General features: G+C 41.9%; 22 protein-coding genes. 12 read left to right on the top strand and 10 right to left on the bottom strand.

Annotation, left to right across the window (positions count from 1 at the left end; genetic code table 11):
* The first annotated feature begins 7 nt into the window (after window positions 1-7).
* Window positions 8-1,009 (top strand): XdhC family protein, encoded by a 1,002-nt coding sequence (locus METVE_RS0104965; RefSeq protein WP_020167347.1) that lies wholly within the window; start codon window positions 8-10, stop codon window positions 1,007-1,009.
* Here METVE_RS0104965 and METVE_RS0104960 read toward each other — a convergent pair.
* The 3 genes from METVE_RS0104960 to METVE_RS0104950 form a co-directional block, all read right to left on the bottom strand.
* Complete coding sequence (locus tag METVE_RS0104960; RefSeq protein WP_020167346.1) at window positions 1,006-1,611, bottom strand: nucleotidyltransferase family protein; 606 nt, start codon at window positions 1,609-1,611, stop codon at window positions 1,006-1,008. The genes METVE_RS0104965 and METVE_RS0104960 overlap by 4 nt on opposite strands.
* An 8-nt stretch (window positions 1,612-1,619) precedes the next feature.
* A complete protein-coding gene (locus tag METVE_RS0104955; RefSeq protein WP_020167345.1) occupies window positions 1,620-2,273 on the bottom strand; it encodes a pyridoxamine 5'-phosphate oxidase family protein in 654 nt (217 codons plus the stop codon).
* An 85-nt stretch (window positions 2,274-2,358) separates the two neighbouring features.
* The gene (locus METVE_RS0104950) at window positions 2,359-2,727 is read right to left on the bottom strand and encodes a nuclear transport factor 2 family protein (protein WP_020167344.1); all 369 of its coding nucleotides are present in this window, start codon (window positions 2,725-2,727) and stop codon (window positions 2,359-2,361) included.
* 107 nt (window positions 2,728-2,834) lie between these two features.
* On the opposite strand from METVE_RS0104950, the gene METVE_RS0104945 reads away from it, so the two are divergent.
* The 3 genes from METVE_RS0104945 to METVE_RS0104935 all read left to right on the top strand — a co-directional run bounded on the left by METVE_RS0104945 (window position 2,835) and on the right by METVE_RS0104935 (window position 4,859).
* On the top strand, window positions 2,835-3,740 hold the full coding sequence (locus METVE_RS0104945; protein ID WP_020167343.1) for a LysR family transcriptional regulator: 906 nt from the start codon (window positions 2,835-2,837) through the stop codon (window positions 3,738-3,740).
* A 122-nt stretch (window positions 3,741-3,862) separates the two neighbouring features.
* Window positions 3,863-4,534 carry an MOSC domain-containing protein gene (locus tag METVE_RS0104940; RefSeq protein ID WP_232415548.1) on the top strand — a complete coding sequence of 224 codons (672 nt, stop codon included), beginning with the start codon at window positions 3,863-3,865 and terminating at the stop codon, window positions 4,532-4,534.
* Between the two features lie 91 nt (window positions 4,535-4,625).
* Window positions 4,626-4,859, top strand: coding sequence for a DUF2789 domain-containing protein (locus METVE_RS0104935; protein ID WP_020167341.1), 234 nt, complete (start codon window positions 4,626-4,628; stop codon window positions 4,857-4,859).
* 38 nt (window positions 4,860-4,897) lie between these two features.
* Here METVE_RS0104935 and METVE_RS0104930 read toward each other — a convergent pair whose 3' ends face one another.
* From METVE_RS0104930 to METVE_RS0104910, 5 genes are all read right to left on the bottom strand, one after another.
* Window positions 4,898-5,215 carry a thioredoxin family protein gene (locus METVE_RS0104930; protein ID WP_020167340.1) on the bottom strand — a complete coding sequence of 106 codons (318 nt, stop codon included), beginning with the start codon at window positions 5,213-5,215 and terminating at the stop codon, window positions 4,898-4,900.
* A gap of 28 nt (window positions 5,216-5,243) precedes the next feature.
* Complete coding sequence (locus tag METVE_RS0104925; protein ID WP_020167339.1) at window positions 5,244-5,723, bottom strand: arsenate reductase ArsC; 480 nt, start codon at window positions 5,721-5,723, stop codon at window positions 5,244-5,246.
* Window positions 5,724-5,739: 16 nt separating this feature from the next.
* Window positions 5,740-6,789: an ACR3 family arsenite efflux transporter gene (gene arsB, locus METVE_RS0104920; protein WP_020167338.1), complete on the bottom strand. Its 1,050-nt coding sequence runs from the start codon at window positions 6,787-6,789 to the stop codon at window positions 5,740-5,742.
* Window positions 6,790-6,805: 16 nt separating this feature from the next.
* Window positions 6,806-7,129 carry an ArsR/SmtB family transcription factor gene (locus METVE_RS0104915; protein WP_020167337.1) on the bottom strand — a complete coding sequence of 108 codons (324 nt, stop codon included), beginning with the start codon at window positions 7,127-7,129 and terminating at the stop codon, window positions 6,806-6,808.
* Window positions 7,130-7,302: 173 nt separating this feature from the next.
* The gene (locus METVE_RS0104910; RefSeq protein WP_020167336.1) at window positions 7,303-8,226 is read right to left on the bottom strand and encodes an AraC family transcriptional regulator; all 924 of its coding nucleotides are present in this window, start codon (window positions 8,224-8,226) and stop codon (window positions 7,303-7,305) included.
* Window positions 8,227-8,448: 222 nt separating this feature from the next.
* Between METVE_RS0104910 and METVE_RS0104905 the strand changes: the two genes are divergently transcribed.
* Window positions 8,449-10,404 carry an SMP-30/gluconolactonase/LRE family protein gene (locus tag METVE_RS0104905; protein ID WP_020167335.1) on the top strand — a complete coding sequence of 652 codons (1,956 nt, stop codon included), beginning with the start codon at window positions 8,449-8,451 and terminating at the stop codon, window positions 10,402-10,404.
* Between the two features lie 205 nt (window positions 10,405-10,609).
* Window positions 10,610-10,882 (top strand): HU family DNA-binding protein, encoded by a 273-nt coding sequence (locus METVE_RS0104900; RefSeq protein ID WP_020167334.1) that lies wholly within the window; start codon window positions 10,610-10,612, stop codon window positions 10,880-10,882.
* 101 nt (window positions 10,883-10,983) lie between these two features.
* Here the strand turns inward: METVE_RS0104900 and METVE_RS0104895 are convergent, their stop codons facing one another.
* Together METVE_RS0104895 and METVE_RS0104890 are read right to left on the bottom strand one after the other, a co-directional pair.
* On the bottom strand, window positions 10,984-12,345 hold the full coding sequence (locus METVE_RS0104895; protein ID WP_020167333.1) for an ATP-binding protein: 1,362 nt from the start codon (window positions 12,343-12,345) through the stop codon (window positions 10,984-10,986).
* On the bottom strand, window positions 12,342-13,007 hold the full coding sequence (locus METVE_RS0104890; RefSeq protein WP_020167332.1) for a response regulator: 666 nt from the start codon (window positions 13,005-13,007) through the stop codon (window positions 12,342-12,344). Before METVE_RS0104890 ends, METVE_RS0104895 begins: the two co-directional genes overlap by 4 nt.
* Before the next feature lie 337 nt (window positions 13,008-13,344).
* Between METVE_RS0104890 and METVE_RS0104885 the strand changes: the two genes are divergently transcribed.
* From METVE_RS0104885 to METVE_RS0104860, 6 genes are all read left to right on the top strand, one after another.
* Complete coding sequence (locus tag METVE_RS0104885; RefSeq protein ID WP_232415393.1) at window positions 13,345-14,637, top strand: TolC family protein; 1,293 nt, start codon at window positions 13,345-13,347, stop codon at window positions 14,635-14,637.
* Window positions 14,638-14,660: 23 nt separating this feature from the next.
* Window positions 14,661-15,956 carry an efflux RND transporter periplasmic adaptor subunit gene (locus METVE_RS0104880; RefSeq protein ID WP_232415547.1) on the top strand — a complete coding sequence of 432 codons (1,296 nt, stop codon included), beginning with the start codon at window positions 14,661-14,663 and terminating at the stop codon, window positions 15,954-15,956.
* An 18-nt stretch (window positions 15,957-15,974) separates the two neighbouring features.
* Entirely contained in the window at window positions 15,975-19,103 is a 3,129-nt protein-coding gene (locus METVE_RS0104875; protein ID WP_020167329.1) for an efflux RND transporter permease subunit, read from the top strand.
* Window positions 19,104-19,174: 71 nt separating this feature from the next.
* Entirely contained in the window at window positions 19,175-20,830 is a 1,656-nt protein-coding gene (locus METVE_RS0104870; protein WP_020167328.1) for a phosphoethanolamine transferase, read from the top strand.
* A gap of 30 nt (window positions 20,831-20,860) precedes the next feature.
* Window positions 20,861-21,283, top strand: coding sequence for an EamA family transporter (locus METVE_RS0104865; protein ID WP_020167327.1), 423 nt, complete (start codon window positions 20,861-20,863; stop codon window positions 21,281-21,283).
* 50 nt (window positions 21,284-21,333) lie between these two features.
* The gene (locus METVE_RS0104860) at window positions 21,334-22,089 is read left to right on the top strand and encodes a COG4705 family protein (RefSeq protein WP_020167326.1); all 756 of its coding nucleotides are present in this window, start codon (window positions 21,334-21,336) and stop codon (window positions 22,087-22,089) included.
* Window positions 22,090-22,139 lie beyond the last annotated feature (50 nt).

The following is a 22,139-nucleotide window of genomic DNA, read 5'->3' as shown; positions in this document are numbered from 1 at the left end:
AGGCAATATGAAATCTGCTGATTTAGAAGTGTTAACTCGCGCGCTGGAATGGCTGGAAAGCGGCTATAAAGCGCATTTGTTCACCGTTGTGCAAACTTGGGGTTCCGCCCCGCGTTTACCTGGCGCAATCTTGGTCGTGCGCGAAGATGGACATTTGATCGGCTCAGTTTCTGGTGGCTGCATTGAAGATGATTTGGCCGATAAAGCGCGCGATCAAGCATTGCCCAAAACGCCATCCCTTATGGAGTACGGCATTAGCCGAGATGATGCGCAACGCTTCCGTATTCCTTGTGGTGGCCGTTTGCAGATATTTGTAGAACCACTGAATGCTGCAGAACAATTGCGGCCGCTACTCGCTAGTTTGCAGGATAGAAAATTAATCAAACGCTCTGTGAATTTGAATACTGGGCAGATCAAGTTATTGCAGGTTTTGCCTGAAGGTTTGCCAAAAATCGATGGCGATTGGTTCCACACCTATTTTGGGCCGCAATGGCGCTTGCTGATTATTGGTGCCAATCAATTGGGTTCTATGTTGGCGAGCATGGCGCAAGTGCTGGATTTTGATGTGCTGATTTGCGAACCACGCCAAGAGATTCGTGACGAGTGGCACGTGGAAGGTGTAACTTGGATTGAAGGCATGCCGGATGATGTAGTACTGGAAATCCAAGCAGATGCACATACGGCAATTGTGGCGGTGACGCATGACCCTAAACTGGACGATATGGCTTTGCTTGAAGCGCTTAAATCGGATGCGTTTTATGTCGGGGCGCTTGGCTCACATAAAAATCAGGAAAAGCGGCGCGAGCGTTTGCGTATGTTTGATTTGAATGAATTAGAAATTTCCACCATGCGCGGGCCTGTGGGCTTGCAAATCGGTAGCCGCACGCCTGCTGAAATCGCTATCGCCATCCTTGCCGAGCTTATTCAAGTTAGAGCGCAACAGCTAAAAATGGGCACTGGTTTTATCAGTGATATGAGCGATTTAAGTGAAACTCGCTGCCAAGCTTAGTTTTTCAAATCGCTGACTGCCAAATCTGCGGGCGTATCAATATCCGCCAAAATGCCAGCATCATCCGTTGGCAGTAAATAAACTTCATCGGCGTAGCGTTTAATAATAGAACGCGCGCCTTCATTACCTTGCAGATTTTCTAACTCATTACGGAATTTTTCTAAAAAACCAACTGGATGCCCACGCTGGTTTTGATATGTGGGAATCACGATTGAAGCACCATCAGCCACTTTATTCGCTACCGCACGAATGGTTTCAGGTTGAATGTAAGGCATATCCGCCAGCGCGATCACAAATCCATCATTCGCTACTTCAAGACCAGTTGAAAAAAGACTAGCTGAAAACCGAATTCCAGCAGTCAAACTATCCGCCATTTCATGCTCATTTTCATTGCAAAAAATCACCTTTAAACCAGCATTAAGCAGCAATGTCGCCAGCGTTTTATTTTCTGCCCTAAGCACTGCAATACTATTTGGAATCGCTTGAATCAAATGCTCAGCAGATGCCAATGCAATTGGCCGACCATCTGGCAGAAGCTGTAAAAGCTTATCTGCCGAACCGAATCGGCGCGAAAAACCTGCTGCTAACAAAATACCGACCACTTTATTTATTAACCTTCGCCGCGCTTCACTTTTGCTTCATATTCTGCAATATCCACCAGCCCTTGCGATTCAGCAATGGCTTTTTCTTCTGGCGTAATCGCGTCCTGCACCATGTCTAGGCGCTTCCAGGTTGGGATTGGCGTCACTTTACAGGGTTCTGGTACATATTTAGATTGATCGATTTTCTGGTATTTATGAATATAGCGTGGGCAATTCACCCATATTTTTGTCACCGTCACCATAATCAAGTATTTGGCTTCGGTATATTCCGCCATTAAGGCATGCTCACGCACCAGTTTTGCCGTACCTTGTACACGTACTCTATGTGGAGTTTCAAAATCGATAAAAAGTAAGCCCACTTTGCCTTGCGCATCGATATTGCCGACTGAATAGAACATGCCATTGCCGTCAAAGCCGGGGAACACCAGCGTGTTTTCATCCAACACTTTTACAAAGCCAACGCCGCCGCCTTTATATGAAACCGTCGGCATGCCTTCTGGATCGACAGTGGACAGAAAAAACATATCACGCGTGCTAATAAATTTCTTTTCTTCCTCAGCAATCGTTTCGTGTATCCAACCATTATCCAGTAAGTCTGCCAGTTTGGTCGTATTGAATTCCTCTTGTAATGCGCGATGTTGTGGTGAATATAAAGATGCCATTTTTTGCCTCCAAAATTGGGTTAACTTAATCCTAATTATTTAACTTAATTATATAAATCCAGCTATAGATTTTTAGCCTTTTAAATCAATCATGTAAATGGAAAATCTTATTCATGATTTTCCATTGCCCATCTACTTTTAAAACATTGAAAAAATCCGTAAAACGATGTCCTGTCCAATTATCTGATTCTAGCCGAACACTGGCGACTGTGCCCACAATATCGATATTGACGATTCTGGCGACTAACTCTTTAGCAGGCCCATTAGCATCGTTCCAATCGTATAAACCTTGAATAGGCCCTGCAAATAAATCAGTACCGACGTAACCATAAATAGTCGCATCATCATGAAAGGCTGGCTTCATATCGCTGCCCTTGCCAGATTTTGCACCAAAAATGTAATGTTGTATCAACTGCGTAATCGCATCGTAATCCTGAATATTATTGGCTGACATATGATTCTCCTCAAACAATTTTGCTCATATTGACTTATTCAATAGTTGGAATAAATAGTTAATTAAGAATATTATTTGTGCTTAAAAAGAAATAATGTGGGGTGTGTATGTTTAAATCGATTGATGATTTGCGTGTGTTTGTGCAAATCTATGAAAAGAAAAGCCTGACATTGGTGGCTGAGTTGAACCAGACCACGCCCAGCATGATGAGCAAGCGCTTAACGCAGATTGAAAAAGAGTTTGGTGCAAGGCTGTTTCATCGCAGCACCAGAAATATCCAGCAAACCGATGAAGGTCAACGCCTTTACGCCCAAGCGCAGCATCTATTAGAAACGATTGATGATTATGAAAAAGACTGGGGCGAACAGACTGAGCCGAGCGGGTTGATCCGCATAACGGCTTCTGCCTCATTTGCGCGCATCTACTTAATGCCGATTATGCTGCAATTTTTGAAAAAATACCCTAAGATTAAAATCAGTTTTGAGCTGTCCGACAAAGTGCTGGATATCGTTGCAGAAGGGATTGATTTAGCGATTCGTGGCGCACAAATGCACGACTCCAGCTTAGTCGCCAAAAGGCTAGGGCCATCACCAGAAGTGCTTTGCACAACTAAGGCTTATCTAGAAAATTCGCCACCACTTAATAATCCAGCAGATTTAGTCCAGCACAATTGCGTCGTACTGAATGAAAACTACAACTGGGAATTTAAAAACGCAGGTAAAACCATGCATCAACGTGTATCAGGCAGTTTCCAAACCAATTATAGTGAAGCGCTGGTTGAAGCCGTTAAAGATGGTTTAGGCATTGGTATGATTTGCTATTGGCAGGTACACAATGAATTGCAAAGTGGTGAGCTTGTTTTAGCGCTGCCCGAATTTACGCCCGGCAGAGATCAAACCTTATATGCAGTTTATCCATCACGCAGGCATCTACCCACAAAAACCAAGTTATTGGTTGAATATATACAGCAGCATCTTTCTATTCCTACGAATGATGCCGAGTACACGTCGTGAGGAAATTATTTGCGACTTTAAAAATACGTCCAAATGATTGATGAATGGATTGTCCATTTTGTACGTCATATCACGTATTTTTTATATCAATTGATACCGATAATATACTCAAATACATTTGTTTGAGAAATATAATTGTGAAACTACTTTCTGTTAATGTCGCACTACCAAAACTGGTTGAAATTGATGGCAAAAATGTGTTTACTGGCATTTACAAAACGCCAGTAAAAGGCCGCGTTTGGTTGACCAGATTAACTTTGGTTGGCGATGGCCAAGCAGATGCCGGCGTGCATGGTGGTGAGCATCAAGCCGCTTATTGCTACCCTTTCGAACACTATGCCTATTGGCAAAATCGCCTGAATCTGATTAATTTACCGCATGGCACCTTTGGTGAAAACTTCACTATTTCAGGCTTGTTAGAAGAAGACATTTGCATCGGTGATATTTTGCAAATTGGCGATGCCAAAACAGGTGTAAAAGTACAAGTGACCATGCCGCGTATTCCTTGTTTTAAGTTTGGCGACAAAATAGGTTTTCCAGACATTTTGGATGAGTTTTTGCGTAGCGGCAAAAGTGGTTTCTATTTGCGTGTCATTCAAACGGGTGAAGTAGTTGCCGGTGACAGCATCACGATATTAGAGCGCGACCCACAAGCGATTAATATACGCACTACACTGGGCATGCAAAAACTGGATGAAGGCGATGCTGAACTATTAAAACGCGCGCTTACGGTGACATCATTAACCCCTTTATTAAGGCAAATATTTGAGCAGCGACTGGCGAGTAAAGTTTGATTAAATGCGATTAATCTAGTCATACTCATGTGAAATGCTGGATGTATAATCAATGATGTCATACAAATTGAAATCACAATCGAGGTACTAGATGGAATCTTCAATTCACACGCTCAACAATCTATTCGCACAGCTTGGCTTGGCTTCAGACGATGCGGCAATAGAAAGCTTCATCAACTCGCATCAGCATTTAGCAGGCAACTTAACACTTTCAGAAGCGCCATTTTGGTCGACCGCACAGGCTGCGTTTTTACGGGAAGAGATTTTAAAAGATGCGGATTGGGCAGAAGTAATTGACCAATTGAACGCTAGATTACATCAGTAGAAATATTAAAACATCTCAATTAATTTCAGTAAGATTAGTTAATCAGAAATTAAACTCAGAGCCGCCCTGATTTCTTCCGCGCTAAACTGCCTCACTAAGCGCTTCAACTCAACCCCGTCTTTCATAAAAATCAAAGTTGGCCAAAGTTTAATGGTAAATGTCCTGCCCAGTCTGCGACCTTTACCATCTTCGATCTTGATATGGCGAATATTGGGATATATGGCAAGCTCAGATGAAATAATGCTTTGCGCCGCTTGGCAATACTGGCACCATACTGCACCGAACTCCAACATCACAGCACCTGATAATCGATCAATTTCTTCGCGTGATGGTTCAGATGTAAGTTGTGTATTCATATGTTAAATCAATTGTTAGTTAGCACGCTTAAGTAACGTCACCAATGGCATTAAGCTGAACCTGAAGTTGATCTTTATTTTCAACTTCAAAAAGAGCGGGTGGCAACTTCAAAAATGCTTCTATTCGTTTACGCAGGATTGAATAAGTCATTTCAAAAGCCGCATCAATTCCAGCATCGGCCCCTGTTACTTTTGCAGGGTCTTCAACACCCCAATGCGCCCTGATCACTTTCCCTAAATAAGCTGGACACGTTTCATCTGCAGCATTACCACAGACTGTAATTACAATATCTGGCGTAGTCGGCAAACTATCCCATGACTTACTAAAATAGCCTTCAGTTGCAATACCTTTGGATATTAACAAAGCGATGGATTTCGGATGCACGAAACCAGCAGGCTGACTGCCTGCGCTTTCAGCTTTCATTCCAGCAGGTGCTAATGCATTAAACGTGGCTTCAGCTAAGATAGAACGGCAGGAGTTGCCCGTGCATAAAAATAAAATGTTCATTGATTATTCGCAATAACTAATTAGATTCATACCAATTTTTGCTGCGGTTAACTATAGTCACCACTGATAACATGACTGGCACCTCAATCAATACGCCCACAACCGTAGCCAGTGCCGCACCTGAGTTAAATCCAAATAAGGCAATTGCGGTAGCAACAGCTAACTCGAAGAAATTCGATGCGCCGATTAGAGCAGATGGACCAGCGACACAATGGGCAACTTTGAATTTCTTATTCAGCCAATAAGCCAACATTGAGTTGAAGTACACCTGAATAATGATTGGAATTGCTAATAAACCAATGATGATAGGTTGGGCAAGGATTTGTTGACCTTGAAAGGCAAACAGCAAAACCAGTGTCGCCAACAATGCTATAAGTGAAATTGGATGCAAAACTTTAAGTGCATTTTCTAAAGCATTACTGCTTTTTGATAACAACAGTTTACGTAAGATTTGACTAATCAATACTGGCACTACAATAAACAAAGCAACAGATAAAAACAGCGTAGCCCAAGGCACGGTAATGCTTGATAGCCCAAGTAATAAAGCGACTAATGGTGCAAAAGCAAACAACATAATGGCATCATTAATCGCTACTTGAGATAGCGTAAATTTCGGTTCGCCTCCACATAGATTACTCCACACGAAGACCATAGCAGTACACGGTGCGGCTGCAAGCAAAATCAGCCCAGCAATATAACTGTCGATTTGTTCTACTGGTAATAAACCAGCAAATAGATGGCGTATGAATATCCAAGCAAGCAATGCCATAGAGAAAGGTTTAACTACCCAATTAATAAACAGCGTAATGCCAATTCCCTTACTATGTGTAAGCACCTCTTTCATTGCGCTAAAGTCAATTTTAAGCAACATTGGAATGATCATCAGCCATATTAAAACCGCTACAGGTAAATTCACCTCTGCAATCTTGAGATTTCCAATCGCTTGAAAGAAACTAGGAAAGGCTTTTCCCAAAGCAATACCCACTACAATACAGCCAAGCACCCACCATGTAAGATTACGCTCAAAAGTTCCAATTGTTGCTTTTGTCGTTTTATCTGTCTTCATTATTTTCTATAGTTTTCTATTTTGGTTTGCAGGCTGTTACGGGGGGGCAATTTTTAGTACCTGCACAACAATTCTCAGTGAGATAAGTAAGTAAGCCATTCATTGCTTCGTAATTAGCTGAGTAAAAAATAAAGCGGCTCACCTGACGTGAATGGATCAATCCAGCACGACTTAACTCTTTAAGATGAAATGAAAGCGTACTGGCTGGAATTTGAAGTGTTTCGCCAATATTTCCTGCTGGTAGCCCATCTTGTCCAACCTGAACAAGCAGCCTGAATATTTGCAGACGCGCTTCTTGGGCGATAGATGAGAGTTGTAATACGGCTGATTGAATGTCCATACATTCTATATTTCCATAAATATAGAAATATTGTCAACATTTTTGTTAACTTGAATCAAAGTACCAATCAGTTACTGGGTGTTTTAAATATCCCATATTCTTTTCATCATTAACAAAAATTCATTTACAAGCAATTCCGCGATGTTTTTATAAATGTTATCTTTTATAAAAAGCTAATTCACCGTGACATATTTGCTTAGATTTTCGGGTGGCATTTCAATTAGCGAGTGTTTCATTTCGGCCACTTCATCCATTGGCGTTCTGCCAAAGAAACGTTTGAACTCTCTGCTGAATTGCGAAATGCTGATATATCCGACTTTTCTTGACGCTGTTGATGCGCTCATTCCATCTTGCATCATATGCAACCGCGCTTTGTGAAGCCGCGCGGTTTTAAGATATTGCATGGGCGATGTGGCGGTGAGCGCTTTGAAATTCGCATGAAAAGCCGCCACACTCATATTGGCTTCTTTGGCCAAAATCGCCACATCTAAGCCACCTGCGAAATCAGCGTGTATGCGTTTCAACGCTTTGCCAATCTTACTGAAATGGCCTTGATGCATCAACGTTTCACGAATGGCAGCGCCTTGTTCACCCGTTAATACGCGGTAATAAATTTCCCGCATAATAGCATTGCCCAGTATTTGGCTCTCTTGTGGCGAGGCAAGTACTTCCAGCAATCTGACCACAGCGTCAGACAATTTGTCATCCATGGCGGTAGAAACCATACCCAGTTGCGGCAATCCCGCTGGTTGATTATTTGAGTCTAAAGATAGAACCAATTCTGCAACTACTGCAAGGTTAATGCGGATAGAAACAGCCAACATTGGCTCTTCTGGCGTGCCAATAGTCTCACTTTCAAAAGGCAACGGCAGGGACAACACTAAAAACTGTTGCGGGTCATATTGGAATATTTGATTGCCCAAGTAGCCCACTTTTTTTCCCTGCAAGACAACAACGATACTCGGCTCATACAGCACGGGCATTCTTGGCATGTATCGGTTGGCGCGCATCAGTTTCACGCCATCCAGAATAGACAATGTGTAACCCTCATTAGGGGCGAGTTTTAACAGTAATTCAATCATTAACTGCTTTTTCATCATGGTTTTTCCAAATGAACATTGTCATAAATATGCAGCATATTAGGCATTAATCTAACTTTAATGTCCATACTAAAATAGGAATAGGCAATACATAAAGAATTTTAGGCATTTTATTATTCAGCATATAAACCTAAACTTGCTTAACGTTCTGAACCTGTTTTGCAATGAAAAATTTATAGGTAAATGAGCATTCGAATCATTGATTGAAAAGAGGACATGATGAAAATCAGATACAAAATAGCGAATGCATTCGTATTTGCAACATTAGGGTTACATGCGATTTCCAGCTTGGCAGGAATCGCTGATGTTGAGGCCAACTTAAGTAAACTACATATGCCGCCAGGTTTTAAAGTGGAAGTTTATGCTGAAGTGCCAGGCGCGCGTCAGATGACTTTGGGAACAAACGGCAATGTGTATGTTGGCACGCGTGGTAACAAACTCTACGCGGTAGTCGACAAGAACAAAGACCGTAAGGCAGACCAAGTGTTAACCCTGATGGATGACCTAAAAGTTGGCAATGGTGTGGCGATGTACAACGGCAATCTTTATGTGGCTGAACAAAACCGCATTACGCGTGTGCCAGCACCAGATTTCGATTTGAATCTTCCATTCATGCAAATGCGTGAAGTAATCTATAACCAGCTTCCAGATAAAGCCCATCATGGCTGGCGCTATATGACATTTGGACCTGACAATAAGCTCTACGTAACAATTGGCGCACCTTGTAATATCTGTGATCCTCAAGGCATAGAAGCCAGTATCATTCGCATGAATCCTGATGGTAGCAATGTGGAAACCTTTGCCAAAGGCGTGAGAAATTCAGTGGGTATGGATTTCCAGCCAGGCACAAACACACTGTTTTTTACCGATAACGGCGTTGACATGATGGGCGACGATATTCCGCATGACGAACTAAATGCGGCACCTAAAAAAGATTTACATTTTGGTTTCCCATTCTTTGCAGGCGGCAATGCGCGGCAAGCAGAATGGAAGGACAAAACGCCTCCCAAGAATGTCGCTTACCCAGTTGCTGAGTTTCAAGCGCACAGCGCCAATTTAGGCTTCAAATTCTACACGGGCAAACAGTTTCCAACGGAATATCAGAACAGCGCGATCATTGCCCAACATGGTTCATGGAACCGCAGCAAACCTGTTGGTTATCAGTTAGTGCGTGTCACTTTCGATGAAAAGCATCAGGTAAAAAGCACTGAAGTATTTATCGATGGCTGGTTAGCTGATGGTGAAATCTGGGGTCGTCCAACTGATGTATTGCAATTGCCAGATGGTTCACTATTAGTATCTGATGATTACAATGATGTTATTTACCGTGTGAGTTATGGCGAGCAAGCAACAAAACCTGCAGCTAAAGCAGCCGTAACTTCTGCCAAAACTCTCACTGGTTTGCAGATGCCAGAATCATCAATCGCTCATCCTGATGGACGCATTTTCATCACTGAGATTGGTGGCTATGGTAAAGATGGTGACGGTAAAGTGACCGTATTAAATACGGATGGCTCTACCAAAACGCTAGCAGATGGTTTGAATGATCCTAAAGGCATCGATCTTTTTAATAACCAACTGTATGTGGCCGATATGAATCAAGTAGTGCGTATCGACCTTGATGGTAAAAAGACTGTCATCGCTAAACCGACCGATTTTCCAGCTGTTCCTGCCTTTCTAAACGATATTGAGATTGATGGTTTAGGCAATGTCTATGTATCCGATAGCGGTGATGATAAAGGCAAGCATGCGGCAATCTATAAAATAACGCCTGCTGGAAAAATCACGCAGATTATCAACGACAAATCAGGTATTAAGCGTCCGAATGGCTTGTTGATGGATGGTCCTAACAAACTATTAGTTGCAGATTTTGGTACTGGCAAGCTGTTTCAAGTAAGCTTTGATGGCGAGTCTAGTAAAGCTAAAGCTAAAATCGTATTGCTAAATAGTGGCTTTGGCGCTGCAGATGGCTTAGTAAGAGATGCCGATGGCGTGCTTTACGTGAGCGATTGGGCAGGCGGAAAGGTCTGGCGTTTAAGCGAACCTAAAGCCACGCCACAGTTGATATCAGAAGGTCATCAATCATCGGCAGACATCTCATTGTCAATCGATGGTCAAACTATCTTGATGCCAGATATGAAAGCAGGCACGCTGGTTCCATTACAAATCAAATAATCGTCTGAATTAAAAGTCGGCAATGCCGGCTTTTTTCACGGGTACTTTGGTTTATTTTTGGGCTATAAATCAACAGAAAAAGTTTTTAGGCTACTAAAACAGCATAATTTCAGCCTTTACCGTCATCAATTGTTGACACGCCATGGATAAATCAGCAAAGTAAGGGCTCTGTTTAACTCAACCACTATATAAAAGGATAAAAAGTATGAATAAAACTGAATTGATTGCTGAAGTTGCAGCGAGTGCAGAATTGACCAAAGCCGATGCAGGCCGTGCTATTGATGCGGTTACAGCGGCAATCACAGCTGCACTTGCTAAAGGTGACGCAGTAACATTAGTTGGTTTCGGTACATTTAAAGTAACAAAACGTGCTGCACGTACTGGCCGCAATCCTCGTACTGGCGCAGAGCTTAAAATCGCTGCACGTACAGCACCTGGCTTTTCAGCAGGTAAAACATTAAAAGACGCTGTGAATTAATTTTCTTAGCGCTTATAGAATTTATTGATGTAATCATTGGGTTAAGTCATTAAGAAAACATGACTTAACCATCAATTTACATCAATATTTTCTATATTAATTTATATTTTCCCAGTAAAAATAACGCTAAAACTAAACCCACGGTTTAACCCAGAGTTTAGATTTTTAATTACAATCTTGGCATCATGCTGATCTGCAATTTCTTTCACGATAGATAAACCTAATCCAGATCCTTTAGCATCTTTGTTTTGACCTCTGTAAAACCGTTCAAACACGCGTTCAAAATCTTCAGTAAAAATACCTTCTCCTGAGTCATTTATTTCTAAAATGACCTGTTCATTCTTTTGGATGACAGAAATATCCACTTTGGCGTTGATTGGCGAATAGCGAATGGCGTTATCAATAATATTATTAATCAATATTTTAATTTCATGACGAACAGCATGAATGTAAGCAGCATTCGATGTGATTAAACCAACGTCAATCGATTTGGCTAGCGCGAGCGGCAGTAATTCCCCTATGCTTTCTTTAACAAGTTTCAGCAAATCAATAGTTTCCAGCTCTCGAATCTGGCTATTCGGCTCAATTTTAGCCAAGGTCAATAACTGGCTCACCAGTTGTTCAGAGCGATCAATCCCGCCTCTAAGCGCATCAATCGCTTGATCGCGCTCCGATTTATTTTTCGCTTGCTCAATTAAAGTGAGTTGTAGTTTAAGCGCCGTGATGGGTGTGCGAAGCTCATGTGCCGCATCTGATGTGAATCGTTTTAATACGCCAATCATGTCAGAAACTCTAACCATAAATAAATTAAGCGCGTGTACCAAAGGTTTGATTTCCGCAGGCGTTTTATCTTGTGAAAAAGGTTGCAAATCAATACTTTGACGACTTTGAATCGCTTGAGATAACGTCGTTAAAGGAGTTAACGCTTTTTTAATCGCAAAAAAGATAATTAAGACCAACACAGGTATAAATAACAGTTGAGGCGCCAATAAACTAAGCGCTGTTTCGGTGATGGTTGCGTTTCGTAATTTTAATGACTGTGCGACTTGAATGGTCTCTTCATTCACTTTGATGGTAAATAGACGCCACTTTTTATTTTTATAAGCTTGGGTAGAAAATCCCTCCATTGCCGTTGCGGGCACTTTTTCTTTGGCGTGAGAAACATATAAAATATGGTCCTGATTATCGATGATGCGCACATAAAATTCTTGCTCACGTTGAATTTTCCCGCCCGCGCCTAACGTATTTTTATCCTTCTGCGCGTCAACATCATTTGTTGCAGTATCGCGCAACGTTACATGTCGCGCCGCAATGGTATTGGCAACCTGCTCTAAGTTTGCATCATATAATTCATCTAGCTCACTCTTGCTCGTCATGTACGAAACAACGCTAATCAATGCGTAAATGACAATAATGGCTAACGTAATATTAACGAATAAAAAGCGCTTAATTGAATGCGTCATTTTGAGGTGGATTCCTTAACAAAGGTATAACCAACGCCGCGTACGTTCACAATGATTTCAGCGCCAAATTTGCGTCTAATGGTATGAATATGCACCTCGACTGCATTGCTTTCAATTTCATCTGTCCAGCCGTAGATTTTTTCTTCCAATTGATTTCTAGAAAAAATCACGCCTGGGTTTTCTAACAAAACCGTCATTATCGCAAAAGCTTTAACAGATAAACGTTCTGTAATGCCTTTAAAAGTTAAGGTATAAGTAGCTGGGTTTAAAATGGCGCCGCCGTATTGAATCAACGGATCGCTTCGATCTTGTTTGCGTCTTGTCAGCGCTCTGATTCTCGCTTCTAATTCATCCACCGCAAACGGTTTAAGCAGATAATCATCCGCACCACTATCCAAACCTTTTACACGATCTTCAATACTATCTTTTGCTGTAATAATCAGCACTGGCAGCACCTCTCCTCTGCTGCGTAAACTGATTAAAAAATCGATACCAGAACGCTTAGGCAAACCCAAATCTAACAGAATCAAATCATAGGCTTCAACACTTAAGGTTAAATCGGCAGCAAAAGTGTCTTGCACCCAATTGATCGTATGATGCTTCAATGCTTTTTGTAAGCTTTGACCAATCATCACATCATCTTCAATTAATAGTAAGCGCACAAAAGTTTTTCCAAAATAATTAAAGGTTTTTTAAAGATTTTAAGTGGTTAAGTTTTACTGATTACTCATATCACCAAGCTTAGCAAATACGCTTGATTGATACAGAACGATATATTGATAGCGATTACTTAATGGAAACTTAACACTTATTTTGAGTGAATTTAAATTCCAGATTAACGCTTTCAGTATTCAAGCTTTTTAATCGTTAAGTCTTTTAAGTTTCCATTAAGTTTGGCGCTCTATATTTCGCACTACTTAATCGTCTCTGACTTAAAAAATGCACCGCAGGTTTGTCTCTATTACTAAAAACTGTTTATGTTTATCAGCCATTATTTTTATGGCTGGTTGCCAGTCTGTTCCTCAAACAGCGGATAAAGCGGCTGTTTTAAACAAAATAATCGCATACGATCAAGCATTAACGGCCAGCGCATCTGCTGAAACTGAATCTGCAGCAGCGAAATTAAGTCAGCAAAAAACACTCACTGAAACAGAGGCAGTCTTGTTGGCATTAAACAATAATGCTGCTTTTAAGTCACTATTAATCGATTTAAAGTTAGCCAAAGCCGATTTAACCACTGCAGGCTTGCTGCCAAACCCCGATTTATTGTATGCCTTTGGCACAATCAACAAACCCTATAAATACGCGATAGATTTGCCTTTAGAGGCGCTGTGGTTGCGTCCGATAAAACTGCGCGCCATGAAAAATGAAGCGGATGCGACTGCGAATCGCCTGACGCAATCGGGGCTAAATCTGATTAAAGAGGTACGAGTTGCCTACGCGCAACGCGTGTTGGCACAAGAAAAATTGCAAGTGAGCGAATCATCGTACCAATTACGCCAAAAAATTTATACGCTTTCTAACAAACGTCTTGAAGCAGGCGATATGAATGGCAAAGACATTCTCATCGCAAAAAATGATGCGATTATCACCAAGCGCGATTGGGATCTTGCGCAATATGATGTGCAATTGAAAACGGAGATTCTGCTTAATCTGCTTGGTGTAAATAGTTTAGATACAGCACAAAAAAATCGCAATATTCAATTATCGCCTAATGTTATTCCTGCCTGCCAAGCAGTTGATATTGACCACTTGCTCACTCAATCGCTAGCGCAACGTCCAGACATTATCGCCTCACAATTTTCAATCGATGCCAATAAAGAGAAACTGAAATTATCCAATATAAGCTGGTTTAAGTTGACCGGTACTGCGGATGCGACAAGTGGTCAAAATGGGCACGTTCTTGGCCCGACCATCCGCACCACTATTCCAGCGCTCAATCAAAATCAAGGCGAGATTAGTCGGGCAGAAGCGGAGTTAGAACGTGCAGAACTGAACCTTGAAGTATTGAAGCAACAGGCCTTATTAGAAACTAGAACTGCGCACCTTCAATATCAACAATCTTGCCACGACTGGAATGTGCTGCAGGATGAATTAATGCCTTCGATATTAGAAACCATGCAATTAACACAACAAGCCTACGCAGAAGGTGACATTTCCTATTTGCAAACACTAGAAGCAAATCGCCAATTGGTTGATGCGCAAATGCGGCAGATTCAGTTGAAGGCCGAGCTTATTGGCAAATGGGCAGAATTAATGCGCAATATCGGGCCAAAACTGAGTGCGAGTTGATGATGGATTTAAACAAATTACAAATGAAATTTAAAAAGATGAATCGTACTGTTTTGATTATCGCGGCCACCAGCGCACTCACTGTATCCGTTTTGCTGGTTTGTTCGGCCTTAATCGCCAAGCCAAACGAAAGTTTAATGTCTAAAAATATTGCTCAGCCCAAAACGGTTTCTGAAAATGATCTGAATCAAGTGCAGATTACTGAAGATGCCTATCGAAAATTAGGTATTCAAACTGCCGCGCTGAAACGTGAACGCGTGACGGCAACAAAAACTTACGCAGGCGAGCTGGTTATTCCCACCGGCGAAAAAGTCACCGTTACAGCGCCCATTGCGGGCAAATTGGTTTTTGCTCAAAAAAATGGGTTAACTCACGCGTTACAACCTGGGGCGCAGGTAAAAGCAGGCGAGGTGCTTTATTTTATTCAGCCATTGTTAACACCCGATGCACGCGTCAATATGTTGAGTGCGTTAGCCGATGCCGAAAGCTTGGTGAACACGACAAAGGCGCAGCTAGAAGCGGCTGATATCGCGCTGGTTCGTGCAAAAAAATTACTGGATGAACTGGTTGGTAGCCAACGCAATGTAGATGAAGCGAATGCGAACTATCAGTTTGTGTTAAAAAACTTAGACGCTGCAAAAACCAAAAGAGACGTATTAGATCAAGTAGTGAATATCGGCACCATCGCGCCGATGGAAATCAAAGCGCCGCAATCTGGCATCATCAGCAATATTTTAGCGGTTTCAGATCAGCTGGTTTCTAGCGGAAATCCCATCATTGAAATCTCTAAGTTGGATACACTTTGGGTGCGCGCGCCAGTTCCAGCAGGTGAACTTGATGAAGTTAACCTGCTGGCAGACGCAAAAATCACGCCCTTATCTGTTAGTGCAAATGCAATACCACTCACTGCAAAACCAGTCAAAACACCACCTTCAGCAGACCCATTAACCGGCACCGTGCATGTGTTTTATGCAGTGGCTAATCAACAAGCGCACTTAAGCCCTGCGCAGCGTGTAACTGTCACTTTAAGCACGCGAAAAAATCTGCAAGACGTGATTCAAAAACCAACCCAAAACTCAACCGAACATTCAAACCAAGATGCAATGACTGTGCCTTGGTCTTCAATCGTGTTTGATGTCTATGGCGGCAGTTGGGTGTACGCACAAACTTCGCAAACCATTTATGCGCGAAAAAGAGTGTTTTTAGAACGCGTAAACGGTGCAACTGCCGTGATTAGCCAAGGCCCAGAGATCGGCACGCAAGTCGTGACCAATGGCGCTTTGGAACTATTTGGCATTGAAACTGGCTTTGCCCACTAACCCGAATAGGCACTTAATATGCTCAACAAATTAATCCATTCGGCAGTTAAAGCACGTTTGCTTGTGTTGTTTTTGTCCGCACTTCTTATCGCAATTGGCATTAACACGATTAAAAAAGCGCCTCTCGATGTATTTCCAGAATTCGCGCCAGTGAAGGTTGAGATTCAGACAGAAGCACCTGGACTTTCAACCTTAGAAGCTGAGCAACTGATCAGCATGCCTTTGGAACAAGCACTTAACGGCACGCCGAAGCTTAAAACACTGCGCTCAAAATCTGTGTTGGGATTATCTTCTGTTGTACTGATTTTTGAAGATGGCACTGATATTAATCAAGCCAGACAGTTTGTTCAAGAACGTCTCACCTTGGCCGCTTCTAAATTGCCATCAGTCGCAAGACCACCTGTTTTAATGCCACCTTTGTCTTCACTTTCCCGCGTATTGAAAATCGGCATTTCGTCTAAAACGCTTTCGCAAATGGATATTAGCGCGTTGACCATGTGGACGATTAGGCCGCGATTGATGTCTGTGCCTGGCGTTGCGAATGTTGCCGTTTGGGGGCAGCGCGATAAACAATTGCAAATATTGATTAACCCAGACCGTCTGCGCGCTTCTGGCGTCAGTTTGCAACAAGTGATTAAAGCTTCGGGTGACGCGGCCAGTATTGAATCGGGCGGATTTGTTGATACGCCGAATCAACGTATTGCTATACGCCACACAAACCTGACAGCGAAGCCAACAGAGTTAGCAGCAACAGTAGTTGATTTTAAAAATGGTGCACCGATTCGATTAGGCGATATTGCCGATATTACAGTTGGCAGCCCGCCGCCGATTGGCGATGCGGTGATTAATCAAGGCGATGGATTATTGCTGATTGTAGAAAAGCACCCCAATGCCAATACGATTGAAGTGACAAAAAATCTGGAATCTGCACTCGCAGAACTCAAACCTGCGTTAACAGGATTAGAAATTGATTCGACAATATTCAGACCCGCAACATTTATTGAGCGCGCCATTCAAAACCTGCAAAAAGCCTTACTGATAGGCGCAGTATTAGTTGCGCTTATTCTGATGGTATTTTTACGCAATAAACGCGCTGCGCTGATTAGTATTTGTGCCATTCCGCTGTCATTAATTACCGCAGTTTTAGTGTTAACTGCACTCAATATCAGCATCAATACTATGGTGATTGCAGGCTTAGTTATCGCGCTTGGAGAAGTGGTGGATGACGCGATTATTGATGTCGAAAATATTATTCGGCGATTAAATTTGAACAAACAGTTAGCGTCACCCAAATCTAAGCTCAGTGTCATCGTTAGTGCGTCATTAGAAGTCAGAAGTGCTGTGGTATACGCCACGATGATTGTGATGGTGGTTTTTCTTCCTGTGCTGTTTTTAGACGGAATCGCTGGCGCATTTTTTAGACCGTTAGCCATGGCCTATTTATTAGCCATTTTTGCTTCGCTACTAGTTGCGTTAATCGTCACGCCTGCACTTTCCTATCTATTGCTAGATGGCGAAACGCACAGCCAAGAAATGCCTGTTGTGCTTTGGCTACGTCAGCAATATGCCCGAACACTCGATATTGTTTTAGCAAGACCTAAAAAGATATTTATCGCAACGGCGATTGTGTTTCTGACGACGGGATTCGGCAGCCTTTTTTTAGGCTCAGAATTTTTGCCAGATTTTAAAGAGACTGATTTTTTGATGCACTTTCTGGAACGTCCTGGTGCATCGATTGAGCAGATGAAAAAAATGAGTGTGCGCGCAAGTCATGATTTGCTTGCGATACCTGGCGTTAACAATTTTGGTGCGCATATTGGGCGGGCAGAAGCGGCAGATGAAGTGGTTGGTCCGAACTTTACCGAACTGTGGGTGAGTATTGACCCGAAAGTGGATTACCAAAAAACTGTTGCTGCGATTCAACATGCGATGCACGGCTATTCAGGTATTTTTACTGATGTGCAAACCTATTTAAAAGAACGCAGCAAAGAAGTGTTGTCTGGTACCAGCGCCAGCATTGTGGTGCGTTTATTTGGGCCAGATTTGGATGTATTGCGTAAACAAGCTGAAGCAATCAAACAGACGATGCAGTCTGTGGATGGTATTTCAGATTTAAAAGTAGAACCACAGGTTCTGATTCCACAAATTGAGATTCGCCTTAAACATGACGTCGCACAACGTTACGGCATTAATACCAATGACATTCGCAAAGTCACCAGCCCTATTTTAAAAGGCACAAAAGTAGGTGAAATATATGAATCCCAACAAAAAGTAGACGTTGTGGTTCTAGGTAGCGCTGAAACCAAATTAGATTTATCTGCCATCCAAAATCTAGCCATAGATACCGCTTTCGGCACGCAATTAAGAATTAAAGATGTAGCAGACGTTTATTTTATCGGCATGCCAAATGAAATTAAACGTGAAGCGGTATCACGTCGTATTGATGTGTTAGCCAATGCAAAGGGTAGAGATTTAGGTTCTGTTGCCGCAGAAGTACAACAAAAGGTGTCTGCGATGTCATTTCCAAGTGGCTACTATCCGCAATTTCTGGGTGAACATATCGCGCAAAAAGATGCGGCAAATAAGTTGTTAAGTCTGTCGTTGGTGGTGTTGCTGACCATTATTTTTATCGTGTATATCGATTTTAAATCGTATCGACACACGCTGGTATTTTTACTCTCACTACCTTTTGCAATTGTTGGCGGCGTGATGGGCGTATTTATTTCTGGCGGCGTTGTTTCGTTGGGTTCAATTGTGGGCTTTATTGCAGTGTTGGGTATCGCTGCCAGAAACGGCATTTTGCTGATTAGTCATTACCGACATTTAGCGATTGATGAAAAACTTCAATACGGCATTGAGCTGATTAAGCGCGGCTCAAATGAAAGACTTATCCCGATCTTAATGACTGCGCTAGCGACCACACTGGCATTGCTGCCTATTGTCATCAAAGGTCCAATCTCGGGTTATGAGATTGAATATCCACTTGCAGTTGTAGTGGTCAGCGGACTTTTAACCTCCACTGTATTAAATCTTATTTTACTACCCGCTATTTTCTTAAGATTTGGCGGCGGTAATGCGCAGACTTTAGAACGGCCTTTAAAAGCACCTTTAAAACAACCGTTAAGACAATTGATAAAGCAATCTTAAAAGTTAGTCCCTATACCCACTGGAAACCCTATATTATGTCCTCAATAATTATAAATGCTAGGTACAAATCTATGCTACTTCAAGGTGTGCTTAAAACACAAACGCGGACTATTTTACTGGTCGTCGTGTTCATTATGCTGACGGGTAACTATTCACTGTTTCATGGCATCTTGAATATTTATCCACTTACTATTGCAAACGTGCCTTTTCTGATTTCGCTGGCATTATTTTTCACTTCGCTCACCGCCATCTTTTTCTTGCTGATTTGCTATGGAAAATTAACGCGTTGGACACTCGCTTTATTTTTAATCGTCGCGTCACAATCCGCTTATTACATGGACTATTTAGGGGTGATTATCGATACGGTCATGATAGACAATATCATGCAAACCAACAGTAGCGAATTTGCCAGTTTAATCACGTTAAGTTTGGTTGCCAAAACCATTTTTTTAGGCATCATCCCGGCTTATTTCGTCTTAAAATATTGTCCAAAACCTGGCACTATTCAATCAGAATTAAAATCTAAATTACGTCATGTATTATTATTTTTACTGGCAATCGTGTTGTTAATACTGCCATTTACAGCCGATTACAGTTCATTTATTCGCGAGCATAAAATCGTTCGATTCTATGCAAATCCCACTTATTCGGCCTATTCAGTCATTAAGTATGTAACGCAACAATCCAGTATTTCTTCTCATCATATTCCCTTAAATAAAATTGCAGATGATGCCGTTTTACTAGACCCACCCACTAGCAAAAAAGAGTTGATTATCTTGGTGGTGGGCGAAACAGCGCGAGCAGATAGATTTTCTTTGAATGGCTATAAACGCGAAACCAATCCATTACTATCTAAACAAGATGTTGTCAGCTTTAGCAATGTCAGTTCTTGTGGTACATCGACTAGCGTTTCTGTGCCTTGCATGTTTTCGTCCTTAGGGCGCGAAAAATATGACAAAGAAAAAGCACTAGAGCAGGAAAACGCCTTAGATGTATTACATAAAAATGGCATTGCCGTATTATGGCGAGACAATAACTCCGACTCGAAAGGTGTTGCAACGCGCATAGACTATGAGGACTTTAAAACGCCAACACACAACCCTTTGTGTAAAGGCGAATGTAGAGATATTGGCATGTTAAGTGGTCTGGATGCGTATATTGCGGCACACAAAGATAAAGACATGCTGATTGTGTTGCACCAAATGGGCAACCATGGTCCAGAATATTATCGCCGCTATCCAAAAGAGTTTGAGCGCTTTAAACCCGCTTGCCAAACAGGGGAATTGAGAGATTGTACGCAACAAGAAATTGATAATGCTTACGACAATGCTGTTTTATATACCGACTATTTCTTATCTGAAGTGATTAACTTTTTGAAGAAATATGACAATCATTACGAAACGGCGATGTTATATGGTTCAGATCATGGAGAATCATTGGGAGAGCATGGCATTTATTTACATGCTGCGCCTTACGCAATTGCACCTAAGGAGCAAACGCATATACCCGTCATCGCATGGACTGGTCAAAACTTTGATTACAAATTACAAGATATCCAGCCATACAAAGATGCGCCACTGAGCCATGATTATTTATTTTGCACAATATTGGGGGCTTATGAGCTTAGCTCAAAAGCGTGTGAAGGCAAAAATAGCATGCTGAGTAAAAATAGTAATGTAAAACTTTACAGCGCGACAAGAGAAGTTTTAGATCAAAAATTAGATTAACTCATGGATTAGCTGGCGGATTAACCACCTATGGAACGTTGGATTTTATACGCACTGATTTCAATGCTTTTTGCTGGCTTTACTGCGGTGATTGCCAAGCAAGGATTGATTGGCATTTCCGCTGAATTAGGCTTAACGGTAAGAACGGCTTTTGTCTGCATATTTATCATTATTTTTGGCCTATTAGCCGTTGCGCCTGCCGAAATAAAGTCACTTCAAAAAGCCAACTATATATGGCTGGCACTTTCTGCATTAACAACCGCTGGCTCTTGGATTTTTTATTACAAAGCACTCAAAATGGGCGATGTAGCCACGGTTGCGCTCATTGATAAAGGTAGCGTTGTGGTTTCCATTTTGTTGGCATGGTGGATATTTAAAGAAGTGATTACGTTGCGCATGATTATTGGTGCTCTGCTCATCGTCATTGGGGTTTTAGTGATATCAAAAAAATAAACCCATATTGTTTATGATCATTACATTTTTGAAAAGTTAACGACGCTTAGATGACTAAATCTATACAAGACACGGTAAGCAAAGTAGCTGAAGTAACGCTGACATTTTGGATCATCAAAATCATCGCTACCACTTTGGGTGAAACAGGCGGCGATGCCTTATCTATGTCGATGCAGTTGGGCTATCTGGTTAGCTCGTTTATTTTTTCAGCTATTTTTATAGTCGCAGTTGTCGCGCAAATTAGGGCAACTCGCTTTAATCCAGCACTTTATTGGGTGACGATTATCGCAACCACCACATTGGGTACGACTTTAGCTGATTTCGCTGATCGCTCGCTCGGCATCGGCTATGCTGGCGGAACGACACTTTTATTTTCGCTGCTGATTACTTCATTATTTATTTGGTATCGCTCAATCGGCACCATTGCCATATCCAGCATTCACACACCCAAAGCTGAAGTTTTTTACTGGGTAACCATTCTATTTTCTCAAACGCTTGGCACTGCGCTGGGTGATTGGACGGCAGATTCTGCAGGGCTGGGTTATGTGGGTGCCGCAACTATTTTTGCAACGCTGCTATTAATAGTGGCCGCGCTGTATTTTTGGACAAAGATATCTAAAACCCTATTATTTTGGTCCGCTTTTGTACTAACGCGTCCACTAGGCGCCGTTGTTGGCGATTATTTAGACAAGCCAATTGCTGCTGGCGGTTTAGCATTAAGTCGATACACTATCAGCGCTTTAATGATTATCATCATTGTAGTTTTGCTAAATGTCTATCCCCAACGTGCGGTGCAAAAAACGTAGGTTTTATGGTTTTAACTGATCCGTAATATGCAGGCTAAATTTGTTGCTGT

Origin of the sequence: Methylotenera versatilis 79 (assembly GCF_000384375.1) — a bacterium.
Classification (GTDB): Bacteria; Pseudomonadota; Gammaproteobacteria; order Burkholderiales; family Methylophilaceae; genus Methylotenera_A; species Methylotenera_A versatilis_B.
Note: the sequence above shows the minus strand (reverse complement) of the source record. Positions and strands in the feature narration are given on the sequence as shown.

Bases quoted from the DNA above. Each gene is read 5' to 3' on its own strand.
- METVE_RS0104965 (WP_020167347.1), top strand. From the start codon at position 8: ATGAAATCTGCTGATTTAGAAGTGTTAACTCGCGCGCTGGAATGGCTG.
- METVE_RS0104955 (WP_020167345.1), bottom strand. From the start codon at position 2,273: ATGGCATCTTTATATTCACCACAACATCGCGCATTACAAGAGGAATTC.
- METVE_RS0104950 (WP_020167344.1), bottom strand. From the start codon at position 2,727: ATGTCAGCCAATAATATTCAGGATTACGATGCGATTACGCAGTTGATA.
- METVE_RS0104945 (WP_020167343.1), top strand. From the start codon at position 2,835: ATGTTTAAATCGATTGATGATTTGCGTGTGTTTGTGCAAATCTATGAA.
- METVE_RS0104935 (WP_020167341.1), top strand. From the start codon at position 4,626: ATGGAATCTTCAATTCACACGCTCAACAATCTATTCGCACAGCTTGGC.
- METVE_RS0104930 (WP_020167340.1), bottom strand. From the start codon at position 5,215: ATGAATACACAACTTACATCTGAACCATCACGCGAAGAAATTGATCGA.
- METVE_RS0104925 (WP_020167339.1), bottom strand. From the start codon at position 5,723: ATGAACATTTTATTTTTATGCACGGGCAACTCCTGCCGTTCTATCTTA.
- arsB (WP_020167338.1), bottom strand. From the start codon at position 6,789: ATGAAGACAGATAAAACGACAAAAGCAACAATTGGAACTTTTGAGCGT.
- METVE_RS0104915 (WP_020167337.1), bottom strand. From the start codon at position 7,129: ATGGACATTCAATCAGCCGTATTACAACTCTCATCTATCGCCCAAGAA.
- METVE_RS0104910 (WP_020167336.1), bottom strand. From the start codon at position 8,226: ATGAAAAAGCAGTTAATGATTGAATTACTGTTAAAACTCGCCCCTAAT.
- METVE_RS0104905 (WP_020167335.1), top strand. From the start codon at position 8,449: ATGAAAATCAGATACAAAATAGCGAATGCATTCGTATTTGCAACATTA.
- METVE_RS0104900 (WP_020167334.1), top strand. From the start codon at position 10,610: ATGAATAAAACTGAATTGATTGCTGAAGTTGCAGCGAGTGCAGAATTG.
- METVE_RS0104895 (WP_020167333.1), bottom strand. From the start codon at position 12,345: ATGACGCATTCAATTAAGCGCTTTTTATTCGTTAATATTACGTTAGCC.
- METVE_RS0104885 (WP_232415393.1), top strand. From the start codon at position 13,345: ATGGCTGGTTGCCAGTCTGTTCCTCAAACAGCGGATAAAGCGGCTGTT.
- METVE_RS0104880 (WP_232415547.1), top strand. From the start codon at position 14,661: ATGAAATTTAAAAAGATGAATCGTACTGTTTTGATTATCGCGGCCACC.
- METVE_RS0104875 (WP_020167329.1), top strand. From the start codon at position 15,975: ATGCTCAACAAATTAATCCATTCGGCAGTTAAAGCACGTTTGCTTGTG.
- METVE_RS0104870 (WP_020167328.1), top strand. From the start codon at position 19,175: ATGCTACTTCAAGGTGTGCTTAAAACACAAACGCGGACTATTTTACTG.
- METVE_RS0104865 (WP_020167327.1), top strand. From the start codon at position 20,861: ATGGAACGTTGGATTTTATACGCACTGATTTCAATGCTTTTTGCTGGC.
- METVE_RS0104860 (WP_020167326.1), top strand. From the start codon at position 21,334: ATGACTAAATCTATACAAGACACGGTAAGCAAAGTAGCTGAAGTAACG.